Annotated in this window: 13 protein-coding genes; 5 read left to right on the top strand and 8 right to left on the bottom strand. The window is 64.7% G+C overall.

The features are described 5' to 3' along the window. Window positions 1-121 precede the first annotated feature (121 nt). Window positions 122-1,081, top strand: a complete 960-nt coding sequence (locus B0920_RS24840; RefSeq protein WP_078035385.1) for an alpha/beta hydrolase — start codon at window positions 122-124, stop codon at window positions 1,079-1,081. Here B0920_RS24840 and B0920_RS24835 read toward each other — a convergent pair. Then, window positions 1,078-1,329 carry a hypothetical protein gene (locus B0920_RS24835; RefSeq protein WP_078035384.1) on the bottom strand — a complete coding sequence of 84 codons (252 nt, stop codon included), beginning with the start codon at window positions 1,327-1,329 and terminating at the stop codon, window positions 1,078-1,080. The genes B0920_RS24840 and B0920_RS24835 overlap by 4 nt on opposite strands. Before the next feature lie 298 nt (window positions 1,330-1,627). Here B0920_RS24835 and B0920_RS24830 point away from each other — a divergent pair, with 298 nt between their 5' ends. Then, entirely contained in the window at window positions 1,628-2,272 is a 645-nt protein-coding gene (locus B0920_RS24830) for a hydrolase (protein WP_078035383.1), read from the top strand. Between the two features lie 121 nt (window positions 2,273-2,393). Here B0920_RS24830 and B0920_RS24825 read toward each other — a convergent pair whose 3' ends face one another. Continuing rightward, entirely contained in the window at window positions 2,394-3,680 is a 1,287-nt protein-coding gene (locus B0920_RS24825; protein ID WP_078035382.1) for an MFS transporter, read from the bottom strand. A gap of 191 nt (window positions 3,681-3,871) precedes the next feature. Here B0920_RS24825 and B0920_RS24820 point away from each other — a divergent pair, with 191 nt between their 5' ends. Beyond that, complete coding sequence (locus tag B0920_RS24820; RefSeq protein ID WP_078035381.1) at window positions 3,872-4,372, top strand: hypothetical protein; 501 nt, start codon at window positions 3,872-3,874, stop codon at window positions 4,370-4,372. A 107-nt stretch (window positions 4,373-4,479) separates the two neighbouring features. On the opposite strand, the gene B0920_RS24815 is transcribed toward B0920_RS24820, so the two are convergent. The 3 genes from B0920_RS24815 to B0920_RS24805 form a co-directional block, all read right to left on the bottom strand. Then, window positions 4,480-4,689 (bottom strand): cold-shock protein, encoded by a 210-nt coding sequence (locus B0920_RS24815; RefSeq protein ID WP_078035416.1) that lies wholly within the window; start codon window positions 4,687-4,689, stop codon window positions 4,480-4,482. A 150-nt stretch (window positions 4,690-4,839) separates the two neighbouring features. Then, window positions 4,840-5,106 carry a translation initiation factor IF-1 gene (gene infA, locus B0920_RS24810; protein ID WP_078035380.1) on the bottom strand — a complete coding sequence of 89 codons (267 nt, stop codon included), beginning with the start codon at window positions 5,104-5,106 and terminating at the stop codon, window positions 4,840-4,842. A 267-nt stretch (window positions 5,107-5,373) separates the two neighbouring features. Then, the gene (locus B0920_RS24805; protein ID WP_078035379.1) at window positions 5,374-5,616 is read right to left on the bottom strand and encodes a hypothetical protein; all 243 of its coding nucleotides are present in this window, start codon (window positions 5,614-5,616) and stop codon (window positions 5,374-5,376) included. Window positions 5,617-5,901: 285 nt separating this feature from the next. On the opposite strand from B0920_RS24805, the gene B0920_RS24800 reads away from it, so the two are divergent. Further along, window positions 5,902-6,339, top strand: a complete 438-nt coding sequence (locus tag B0920_RS24800; protein ID WP_078035378.1) for a hypothetical protein — start codon at window positions 5,902-5,904, stop codon at window positions 6,337-6,339. A 55-nt stretch (window positions 6,340-6,394) separates the two neighbouring features. Here B0920_RS24800 and B0920_RS24795 read toward each other — a convergent pair whose 3' ends face one another. After that, window positions 6,395-6,727, bottom strand: a complete 333-nt coding sequence (locus tag B0920_RS24795; protein WP_078035377.1) for a hypothetical protein — start codon at window positions 6,725-6,727, stop codon at window positions 6,395-6,397. A gap of 128 nt (window positions 6,728-6,855) precedes the next feature. After that, entirely contained in the window at window positions 6,856-7,911 is a 1,056-nt protein-coding gene (locus B0920_RS24790; protein WP_078035376.1) for a hypothetical protein, read from the bottom strand. Between the two features lie 571 nt (window positions 7,912-8,482). On the opposite strand from B0920_RS24790, the gene leuA reads away from it, so the two are divergent. Further along, window positions 8,483-10,162 carry a 2-isopropylmalate synthase gene (leuA, locus tag B0920_RS24785; RefSeq protein ID WP_078035375.1) on the top strand — a complete coding sequence of 560 codons (1,680 nt, stop codon included), beginning with the start codon at window positions 8,483-8,485 and terminating at the stop codon, window positions 10,160-10,162. A 40-nt stretch (window positions 10,163-10,202) separates the two neighbouring features. Here the strand turns inward: leuA and B0920_RS24780 are convergent, their stop codons facing one another. After that, window positions 10,203-11,840 carry an ATP-dependent helicase gene (locus B0920_RS24780; protein WP_078035374.1) on the bottom strand — a complete coding sequence of 546 codons (1,638 nt, stop codon included), beginning with the start codon at window positions 11,838-11,840 and terminating at the stop codon, window positions 10,203-10,205. Between the last annotated feature and the right edge of the window lie 107 nt (window positions 11,841-11,947).

Here is an 11,947-nt window from a genome sequence, read left to right as displayed (position 1 = left end):
GCTTGCACGTCGTCTTGACTCTTCAGAACGTTCCGCTGCGCGCGACGCAGCTGCGCTGCACCGGTCGCTACCGAGGTGTGATCGGACGGGGTATATTCCCACGCATACCGAGGAGGACATCATGACGGTGGAATGTCGACGTATTACCTTCAAGAACAATGGCACGGACATCGTCGGCGATCTGCGCCTGCCTCCGGGCTTCCGCGAAGACGGGACCTACCCTTCCATCGTGGTGGTCGGCCCCGGCAGCAGCGTCAAGGAGCAGGCCGGTGCGACTTACGCGCAGAAGCTGGCGCAGCGCGGTTACCTGAGCCTCGTGTTCGATCCGTCCTGCCAGGGCGAGAGCGGCGGTTTGCCGCGAGATGCCGAAAATCCGGCCGTGCGTGTCGAGGACATCCGCTGCGCCGTCGACTTCCTGGTAACGCAGCCCTTCGTCGACGAAGAAGCGATCGGCCTGCTCGGCATCTGCGCCGGAGGCGGCTATGCCGTGAATGCGGCGCTGATCGAGCGCAGGTTCAAGGCGGTAGGCACGGTCGTTGCCAACGATATCGGCACGGCCTTCCGGCGCATGCAGCCGCAGGCCGGCGCCGTCGAGGAGATGCTGGTGGCGGTCGGCCGCCAGCGCACAGCCGAGGCGCGGGGCCAGGAGCGGCGCCGCGTTGCCTGGCTGCCCAGTCCTGAGGAAGCGCAGGCTGCGGGGGTCGCTGATCCGAGCTTGCTCAATGCCATCGACTATTACGCCACGCCACGCGGCCATCATGGGAATCGCAGCAACCAGCGTCTGTTCATCAGCGATGCGCTCCTGCTGGGCTTCGATGCCTTCCATCTCGCCAGCGAACTGCTGGTACAGCCGCTCCAGGTGATCGTTGGCGGAAAACTCGGAACCACTTTCTCGCACGAAGCTGGCAAAGCCTTGTGGGAACGTGCACGCAATCGCCGCGACTTCGTTGTGATCGACGGCGCCGACCACTACGACATGTACGACAAACCGGAATACGTAGACGAAGCCATTGCCCACCTGGCGGCAATGTACGATGATTGCCTGCGCCCGACGGGGGCGCGCGTTCGAGACGCCTCTTAGCTGAGTTCCTCCTCCACGGCTTCGCGCGACAGCCCATACGCCAGGATGAAGACGCTGTACTCCATGCCTGTGGCGGTATCGGTCAGCGTTTCGATGCCGACCGTGTCCATCGAACCGGACAATGTCCCGCCGACCGCCATCGGCTGGGCATCCAGCTGCTCGGCCAGCAGGTAGCCACTTTCCTCGACTAACAAGCCGAAGCGTCCCTTGGCCCTGTCCATTAGAACAAGCTTGCCGTTCTGGTTCATATGCTCTCCGTTGAGATCTGCCGGGCAGCACCGGGTCGGCGTGTTGCCGGAACCTGGATTGTGCTGTCGTGCGTTCGTTGACGGTAGTAGCGGCGAACGACAAGCTGGGTTGCCGGTCCGGGAACGCCGGATGGCATGACTGCGTTTGCACGCGGGGTTGCATGCCGCGCGACGCAACTTGCCGGCGGATGGCGCTATCGAAACGCGGTCAGGAACAGCACAATAGCCGTTCAGGTAATGCGGTATTCGCCCAGCCTGCCCGGATATTCATCCCATCACCGCAAGGAGCGTAGAAATCATGACCACCGAAAAAATCCGCAATCCGCATACCGATCATTTGCTGACCCCCGAAAATGCGGCGCTGATCATCATCGATTACCAGCCGGTCCAGGTCTCGTCTATCCGTTCAATGCCACGCGATGAACTGGTGTTCAACATCGTCAGCACCGCCAAGGCGGCCCTGAACTACAAGCTCCCGATCATCCACTCGACCGTCAATGTCGCGACCGGCCGCAACAAGCCTCCGATCGCCGAGCTGCAGGACGTGCTTGGCCACCTGCCGACCTACGACCGCACTTCCATCAACAGCTGGGAGGACACCGAATTCAAGGAAGCGGTCAAGGCGCTCGGCCGGCGCAAGCTGATCATGACCGCGCTGTGGACCGAGGCCTGCCTGACCTTTCCCGCGCTCGACGCGATCCAGGAGGGCTACGAGGTCTACGTGCCGGTCGATGCGGTGGGAGGTACCTCGCTTGCCGCACACGAGGCGGCGCTGCGCCGCATGGAGCAAGCGGGCGTGACACTCATCAGCCGGGTCCAGATGTACTGCGAGCTTCAACGCGACTGGTCGCGCGCCGAAACAGTCCCGGGTTTCATGGGCGTCTTCGAGAATCACGACGGCTTTAACGCCGAAAAGGCGATGCACGAAGCGGCCCGGAAATAAGGAAATGCCCGATGGCGGCCAGGCTCGTGGCCGGCCGCGATCGAACATGAAGGAAAAACCTGGGACGCATCCTGATGAGGTCAATCAGCTAGCGTGTTGTTCGCTTTTTACAACGACGCGCTCAGCCGTGCTCTGGAATCGGCTTCACTACCAGGAACTGGTAGCACATGGCGCCCAGGAAGGCGATGCCCGCGCCGGTGAGCAAGGCCGGCACGAAGGACCAGCTCTGCGCGATGAAACCGGTGAGGATGGGCGCCAGCGCCCCACCCAGGAAGCCACCGAAATTCTGGATCGCGCCCAGGGAAGCCACACGGCTCGGCGGCGCGGCCACCGTGGCCAGCGACCACGAGCAGGCCGAAGACGCATTGGCCAGGAAGATGACCACCGAGATGCACGCGATCGCCGCCACGTTGCTCTCGACCAGGGCCGCCGGGATCGTGAAGCCGACCATGCCCAGCATCGACACCACCACCGCCGTCCGGCGTCCCGACACCGGAGACTTCGCCATGCGCGCCACCCGGTCCGAGGCCCAGCCCGCGATCAGCGCGCCCAAGAAGCCGCACAGGAAAGGAACGGTGGCGGCCAGCCCCGCATAGGCCAGGTCCATCTTGCGCTCGGTGCGCAGGTAGCCCGGCAGCCAGGTCAGGAACACCCAGTTCAGGTAGACCGAGCCGAAGAAGCCCAGCAGCATGCCCCAGGTAGCGCGGTGGCGGAACAGCGCCGCCCAGGCCGCGAAGCCCATCTGAGGGGCCGCCTCGACCTTCTGCTCGGCGTCGAGATAGGCGCGCTCCTCCTCGGTCAGCTCTTCGCGCACCGGATCCCGGTACAGGCTGACCCAGACCACCGCGGCGACCAGGCCCATGGCCCCGGTCACGTAGAAGGCCCAATGCCAGCTAGTGGCCGCGATCAGCGGCGACAGGCACAGGGGCGCCAGCGCCACGCCGAGCGGCGAGGCCGAGTTGAAGATGCCGGTCGGCGTGCCCCGTGAACGCGGCGGGAACCAGTTGCTGACCACGCGCGCCGCGGCCGGGAACTGCGGCGCCTCGCCAATCCCGAGCACGATGCGCGCCAGCACGAAAAAGCCGAAGGTGGAAGCGAAACCGCCGGCCATCTGTGCCAGCGACCACACCACCAGCCCCATGCCCAGCAGCCAGCGCGGCCCGATCTTGTCCACCAGCGCGCCCACCGGAAGCTGGCACAGGGCATAGCTCCACGAGAACGCGGACAACAGCAGGCCCATCTGGCCAAGCGAAAGCCCGAGGTCCGCCCGGATGAATTCATTGGCGACCGCCAGGGTGGCGCGGTCGAGGTAATTGATGACGCCGGTAACGACCAGCAGGACAAGCGCCAGGATCTGGCGACGGCGGATACGCGGAGGCGTGGCCGTGGTGGCGGAAAAATCAGTCATGGGCGAGATGCTACCAAACCGATGTTGATAAGGCGAAAGATATCTACTGCCAATCGATGGCGGTGGGGTGCGTTCGATTGCCGGTTTGCAACCCGGGCAATTTTGTCGAAATTGTTATAGTTGGGTATCCCATTAACCAGCCGGAGTCCCACCCCATGCTTCGCAAAGCTGCCGTCACGCTTGGAGGCACCTTGCTTCCCACCCTCGCCATCGCCGCGCCTGACATGCAGGCCAAGGCCTTCATGGACATTTATTCGTCGCACTGCCTGAAGTACCTGCACGACTTCGGCGGCCTGCGCAAACAACTGAAAGCCGCTCCGGAGCTGGCCGCCGACAAGGCCGCCGTCTTCCTCAAGGGTGCACGCGGCAAAGCCTGGATTCTGCCCCACCCGCAAGGCCCCTTCGTGCTGGTGCTGGATGACGACAAGAACCTGTGCGCGGTCTATGCCAAGACCATGCAGGCCGCGCCTGCCCAGGAACTGTTCCAGAAGCTGGTCAGCAATGCGCCCGCCCCCTTCCGCAGCGAACAGAAGCGCAACACGACCTCCACGGTCGACGGCGCTTCGGTACGCACCATGGCCTACGAATGGACCAAGGAAGGCGCGCCCGGCAAGCCGCTGTTCGGCCTGACCGTCACCACCAGCACCACTAGCGTCGCCCAGGGCGTCGCGACGGCGACCATCGGCCGTTGAAGCGGCCAGGCGCGATGACGCCTGCCGCGTCATCGCAGCGGTGCGCAGCGAGCGCGCAAGAAAAAGGCCCAGCATTGCTGGGCCTTTTTACTGGGCGCCTGGCCGATTCACAGGTTGGCTGGCTGGATGTTCGATGCCTGACGGCCTTTCGGGCTGCTGCCGACCTCGAAACTCACGCGCTGGCCTTCGCTCAGCGACTTGAATCCGGCGCTGCGTACTTCGGAGAAGTGGGCGAACAGGTCGCCGCTGCCATCGTCCGGCGTAATGAAGCCGAAGCCTTTTGAATCGTTAAACCATTTCACGGTGCCAGTATTCATCATCAATCCCAGGAAAATTTACAGAGCTGCTCACGAGTTCATGTGCAAGACATGAAGCGATCCATAGTAGCGGCCCCGACCAGGGACGATGTCAGCGCCGGGCGCGGCCTCGCGTAGGAAAAGGCGCCGCCCATTGCTGAGTTGACAACATCAACGCCGGCGCGGCGGTCCGCTGCGCGGCTTGGACGGCATGCGGTTTTCGATGTGGCGGAACACGATCCTGCCCTTGGTCAGGTCGTAGGGCGAGAGCTCGAGCGTCACGCGGTCGCCGGCAAGGATGCGGATGTGGTTCTTCTTCATGCGGCCGGAGGTATAGGCGATCATCTTGTGTCCGTTATCGAGGTCGATACGGAAACGCATTTCGGGGAGGACTTCGGACACCAGTCCGTTCATTTCGATCAGTTCTTCTTTTGCCATGCGGGATTCTCCAGAGACGGGCAACGGGACATGCACAGGCATGCACCGTGGGATTAAGAGGGGGCGACCTGTTGCGATCGCTGCGTGGAGGGCCGGCCATGTGCGGCCAGGTCAGGAGGAACGGAGCCGGCAAAGGCGGGCTGCGTTTCAGGGCGTGTCGGGGGTGGCGCTTGCGCGCGAGCACGCGGCGGACCGCGGCGCTGCGGCCAGTGTAACAGCAATTGACGAGTATTAGCCGAGAATCGGCTTTTCCTGGCGCCGCCCGGCTCAGCCGGGCTCCTCATGACTGGCGGTGGCGCGCTCGGTTTCGATCGAGCGGTCGATCTCGCCGCCATCCTCGTCGCTCACCTCGGGCGGGTTCAGCATATCGTCCAGCATGGCGTCCAGCTCGGGCGTTTCCCACGCCTTGCCCGCATGCTGCTGGTGACGGATATAGGCAAGCACCTGCCGGTTCTGCTCGTCCGTGAGCGGCAGTCCGTGGAAGGTGGACTGGGGAGAGGAATCGTTCATGAGGACCTCCTGGTCTGGCCAGGCACGGTCAGATGAGCCCACTATACGCCTTGCACGGCCGGGTGGCGCACGGCATTGGCCGCCCGAGCGAGCGGGCTGCAGGTGCTGTCATCCCGTACTCCGTGCCGCCGTTCCGTGTTAGCATTCTGCACGGGCTGAGCAGGACGCCCACTCTCGCGAAAGCCAGCGCACCTGCCCAATCTAGTTCGACACTTTTCGAGAACCTAGCTTCCGATCACTGTAGCCGTAGCGAGAGCGGCAGTTCACTGTGAAAAGGAAACTGGTATGCACCTGCCATCCCACGCCGCATCGACTGCGGACACCAACACCGACTTCCTGCGCCGCTACGCCCGCCGCATGCTGCGCGACGCCCATTCGCCCCATCCCAGCAAGGCCCTGCCCGTCGTGCGCCGCGTGCATGCGGCGCGCGCGACGGCGGCCGGGCGCGTGACCGATCTCTATCATGCGCGCGCGACCCTGCAGCTCAAGCACATGTACCGCACCATCGCGGTGGAGCTGGGCTATGCCGACTGGGACGCCTGCAAGCGCGACGTCGACCGCCATGCGCCCGAGATGCTGGATCGCTTCCGGCTCGACCTGGGGGCCTTTGGCGATTATGAGCAGGTGTGGTTCCCGGATGCGCCGAGCGCGCAGGCCTGGCAGCGCGAGCATGGCGGGCGCGTGGTCGTGTATGGTCGCCAGGCGGTAGTGATGTCCATGTAAGGACGCCGGGCGATCTCGCGCCAGGGCAAGGCTCAGGACAGTTCCCGCGCTCCGCTCACCGCCGCTCGTCCGGGAAAGCCTCCGTCCCCGGCTCGATCCGTGCGTCGTAGTGGGCGAGCCGGCGGACAATCGCCGGATTGCGGCTGTACTTCTTTTTCAGCGAAGCCAGGGTCCGGTCCGTCCCCCGGCAGTACTTGTCGAGTTGGCGCTCGACCTCCTTCATCCGCTCACGCTGGTCGGGATCGGGCATCTCGCCGAGGAAGTGCTCGCAGGTCTCTCGTCGCTCGATGAACTGCTGAACGTCCTTCGGCAGCTTTTCCGCTGCCTCGAGTGGCAAAGCAAACAGCAGCGAAACAAGGATGACAAACGGCCTGGTATTCATCGTCATGCTCCGGTATCCGGTCAATACGGATCGTCCATGCGCGGGCCCTGCTCCGCTGCCAGGAACTGGCGCGGTAGGACCCCGCCGAAATCCGGCGCGGAGTTCCCGCGCGCAGTGCGCTTCGAACCGCCCGCTCAAGGCAACCTGATCTTGACGATCGCGTGCCCCGAGGTGACGTAGAGATTGCCCTTGCCATCCGTGGCCATGCCGCGCACGGTGGCCAATCCACCCGGCAGCGGACCCGGCACCACCGTGCTCGAGTCGCCCGATCCCGCAAACACCGATACGACTCCTGCGGGCGTGATCTTGCGTATCAAGGTGTTGTGGGACGCATAGAGATTACCCTGGGAGTCGACCGCCATCGACTCCACCCAGGAGGGGGCCGCGGAGCCGGTGAGCGTCAAGGGAGCCATGCTGCCAAGTCCGAAGGCGCCATTCGGCGTCCACTTGCTGACCCGGTTATCGATACTCCACAAATAGACGCTGCCGCCGCTGTCGACCGCGATCCCGCGCGGCGGAATGAGCCTCGTGCCAAACAGGTTGTCGATCACCAGATCGCCTTCCAGCATGCTCACGCCGGTATTGCTGATGCGGCGAGTACTCGGGCCATTCGTCAGGTAGACGTTACCGCTGGCATCGGCTGCGATACCGCGCAGCACGATGTACAAGGAAGCCCGGCTATCGACATTCGAACCGATCGGCAGCCTGTAGATCGTGCTGACCTGGGCTGAGGTGTCAATCCTTCGGACATTGTAGCCATCGACAGCGTACAAGATGCCGCCCCCGTCGATGGTCATTGCGGAAGGGCCGCCGAATCTCGCACCGCTGCCCGTGCCATCGACCGACTCGGAACGGTTGAACTCGCCGGCGAAGGTGCTCACTGCGCCTGAGGGCGTGATCTTGCGAATCACGTTGTTGCCGTAATCGGCCACGTAGAGATTGCCCGCGGCGTCGATGGCGATGCCGCTGGGTTCGTTGAATCGTGCCGCTGCCCCCGTACCGTTGACGGCGCCGGATACGGCCGGGTCGCCCGCCACGACGCTGATCGCGGGCGGCGGTGGCGGGGCGGGCTTGTCATCGTCCCGGTCTTTGGGAGGATGGTCTCCACAAGCAGCCAGGAGCACCGCGAGCGCCGAGGCGGCAAGGAGTTTGACACGGGTTCGCGCAGCTTCCGGCACCGAATGTTTCATGTACTTTCCTCAAGTATTTACTTTCTCTGAATGCTAGCACACGCATCCAAAAGGTTGAACATGCGCATTCATGAGTCATGCATAGAATAAACATTCTCGTTAAATCAAGCCGCTCGTCTCGGACGCTGGCTGCAAGACGGCGCACGACAAGGCGATTTTTCCGTACTTTCTTCGCCGCATCGCACAAAAATCTGCTTGACATACGGCCGAGCCTCCCATAAAGTCGAAATTATGTCCTTCCAACTGCATCTGTCGACTTTCCTACCAGCCGCCGGCGAACTATCGCTGGCTGCCCTGCTACTACGCGCCTGACCCCGTCGCGCCCCGTCCGGCCACAGCCGGCCTCCCCCAGCAGCCAGGAATTCGTACCGATGTTCACCAGTCTCACTTTCGCGCCAACGCTTCACCATCCAGGTTTCCTCCTGGCGGTCGGCTCGCGCGCCCAGTTCCGCCTGCTGCTAAAACTACCGACCGGTTGCCGGGCCTAGCGTTCGTGGCCCGTCCGGCAGCCTGTCGCCACACCCCGCCGCCACGCCGCGGCCACGTGACCACATTCCAGGAGCAACCGAACATGTTGAAGAACCCCGCCGCCAAATACCGTCCCTTCCCCGCCGTCCCGCTGACCGACCGCCAGTGGCCGAGCCGCAGCATCACCCGCCCGCCGATCTGGATGAGCACCGACCTGCGCGACGGTAACCAGGCCCTGATCGAACCCATGAGCCCGGAAAAGAAGCTGCGTTTCTTCGAGATGCTGGTGAAGATCGGCCTGAAGGAGATCGAGGTCGGCTTCCCCTCCGCCTCCCAGACCGACTTCGACTTCGTGCGCATGCTGGTCGAGGAAAAGCGCATCCCCGACGACGTGACCATCATCGTCCTGACCCAGGCCCGCGATGAGCTGATCCGCCGCACGGTGGAAGCGGCGGCCGGCGCCAAGCGCGCCATCGTCCACGTCTACAACTCGGTGGCCCCGGTGTTCCGCCGCGTGGTGTTCAACATGGAGCGCGACGAGATCGTGCAGATCGCGGTCAAGGGCACCCAGCTGATCAAGGAACTGGTGGCCCAGCATCCGCAAACCGAATGGGGCCTGGAATATTCGCCGGAGTCCTTCTCGACCACCGAGCTCGATTTCTCCAAGCAGATCGTCGACGCCGTCAGCGCCGTGTGGCAGCCGACCCCGCAGAACCGGATGATCGTCAACCTGCCCTCGACCGTGGAAGCGGCCACTCCCAATGTCTACGCCGACCAGATCGAGTGGATGTGCCGCCATCTCGAGCGCCGCGAATCGCTCGTCATCAGCGTGCACCCGCACAACGACCGCGGCACCGCCGTGGCGGCCGCCGAGCTGGCGGTGATGGCGGGCGCCGACCGCGTCGAGGGCTGCCTGTTCGGCAACGGCGAGCGCACCGGCAACGTCGACCTGGTGACCCTGGCCATGAACCTCTATACCCAGGGCGTGAACCCGGGTCTCGACTTCTCCGACATCGACGCGGTGCGCCAACTGGTCGAGGACTGCAACCAGCTGCCGGTGCACCCGCGCCACCCCTACGCGGGCGACCTGGTGTTCACCGCCTTCTCGGGCTCGCACCAGGATGCGATCAAGAAGGGCTTCGCCCAGCAGAAGGCCGACGCGATCTGGGAAGTGCCCTATCTCCCGATCGACCCGGCCGACCTGGGCCGCAGCTACGACGCCGTCATCCGCGTCAACAGCCAGTCGGGCAAGGGCGGCATGGCCTACCTGCTCGAGCAGGAATACGGCCTGCAGCTGCCGCGCCGCCTGCAGATCGAGTTCTCGCGCGCCGTGCAGAAGGTGGCCGACGAGAGCGGCCGCGAGATCGCGGCCAGCGACCTGCACCAGCTGTTCGCGCGCGAATACCTGGAGCAGGACGAGCCTTACCACTACGTCGGCCACCGCATGCAGGAGGCCAGCGGCGAGGACGTGCAGCTCGAGGTGAACGTGGCGCGCCACCATGCGCCGCAGGTGTTCAAGGGCACCGGGAACGGGCCGATCGACGCCTTCGTCAATGCGCTGGGACTGGAGATCAAGCTGATGGACTACCACGAGCATGCGATCGGCTCGGGGGCGGACGCGAAGGCGGCCTGCTACGTCGAGCTGCGCGTCGGGAACGGGCCGACCCTGTTCGGCGTCGGCATCGACAGCAATATCGTGACCGCCTCGTTCAAGTCGGTGCTGTCGGCGGTCAACCGGCACCTTGCGGCGGCAGGGGTGGACGCGGGCGCGATGGCTGCCTGAGTTTCGCCGGCGAGGCAGGCGCGGCGCCCCGGGGCCCGCCCTACCTCGCGCTCACCCGGTCCAGGATCTGGACCGAGGCCCGCTCGCTCATCACCAGCACCAGCTTCAGCCTGGCCCGCGTCATTCCCACGAACAGCTTGCGCAGCGCCAGCTCGTCCAGTTCCTCGAAATCGATCTCGGTGAAGATCAGGGCCGGCGCCGACTGCCCCTTGAAGCGGTACACCGACTCCGCCAGCAGCCCCCCTTCGCGGAACAGCGGATTGCCGAACAAGTCGTACTCCCCGGTGAAGGAGCGCAGCGAATGCGCATCGCTCAGCTTGTCCAGCTTGAGGATCGCCGACTTCTCCCTCCCCCGGAACGAACAGATCGCGATGTCCTGCCGCCCGAAGCCGGCTCCCAGGCACAGGGTCACGGCGCGCCGCGTCTGCGCCAGCATGGCCTCGACTTCCCCTTCGGGATAGGTCAGCTCCTCGATGTCCGCGCCCTTGAACGGGCTGCCCGCCTCCACCGGCTGGCGCGCCGCGCCGATCGAACCCAGCATGTCGACGATCTGGCGCGGGCTGCGGTAGTTGGTGTTGGAGTGCAGGGTCACCCAGCCCGGCAGCGGCACCATCTCGCGGCCGTAGAGGTTCTGGTCCGGGTCCTCCAGCCAGATCGCGCGCCCGCCTTCCTTCAGCATGCGCAGCACGATGTCGCGCCAGACGGTCGAGAAGTCCTGGCCCTCGTCCACGATCACCACGTCGTACTGCCAGGTTTCGGGCAGCTCGGCCGCCGCCAGCGACTGCTCGATCTCGCTCCACACCGTGGGCGAGCCGTAGTCGGGCGTCTGGTCCTGGGCGCGCAGCCAGGCATCGCACAGGGTGTGGAAGGTGGCGACCCGGCCGCCGGCCGGCGCCAGGCGCTCGATATGGTCGGCGAGCGGACGGTTGAAGCAGACGTAGAGCGGACGCAGGCCGGCGTCGATCGCGGCCGTGTATTCGGCCAGCGCCAGCTGGGTCTTGCCGCTGCCGGCCGTGCCCACCACGCGCAGGCGGAAAGGGCTGAACTCGAGCCGGCGCGCCCAGGTGGCCAGCCCGCCCGACAGGCGCGTGACCATGTTGACCGCGTGCCCGATCATCGAGCTCGGGTCCGGCCGCAGGTTCAGGGTGTCGCTCAGGAAGCGCGTGACCTTGTCGAATTCCTCGGTCTTGGGCGTGATCGGCAGGGCTTCGCGGATCACCCGCGCCAGCTTCGGCTTGTTGGTGGCGTCGATGATGTGGTGCGGGTCGATCCCGGCCAGCTGCTGGTCGCGCACGATGTAGTCCGGGCAGTAGAGCAGGTAATCGATCGACAGCGCGCCCTGGTAGCGCTTGCTCAAGCCTTCGATGGTGGACAGGATCTGGTTGCGGATCTTGCGCGGCTTGCCCTGGTAGGCCTTGACCAGGCCATCGCGGGTCTCGTTCAGGAAGCCCGCCACCTGCTCGATGACCAGCATGCGGCCGTTGGGCGCCACCACGATGAAGTCGATGTCGCCGTAGACCGAATAGCCCTGCTCGACATTGGTCCAGTGCACCCCGTGGTAGATCTCGTACGGCGCGTCCGCCAGGCGCTGCTCGAGCGTGGCCAGGGTTTCGATTTCACGCGCGGCGGCGCCAGTGACGGACATCTCGCGCCAACCTGCTGGATGAATATGGGCCATGAGGTCTCGACTGGGTGTTTATTGGACAGAAATATTGTAAAGCTGTTTACACCAGTTACCCGCACCGTTGTTTTCGGCACGTTTTTGAACCGGATAGTTGTACTGCC

It is taken from the genome of Massilia sp. KIM (genome assembly GCF_002007115.1).
In the GTDB taxonomy this organism is placed as follows: Bacteria; Pseudomonadota; Gammaproteobacteria; order Burkholderiales; family Burkholderiaceae_D; genus Telluria.
Note: the sequence above shows the minus strand (reverse complement) of the source record. Positions and strands in the feature narration are given on the sequence as shown.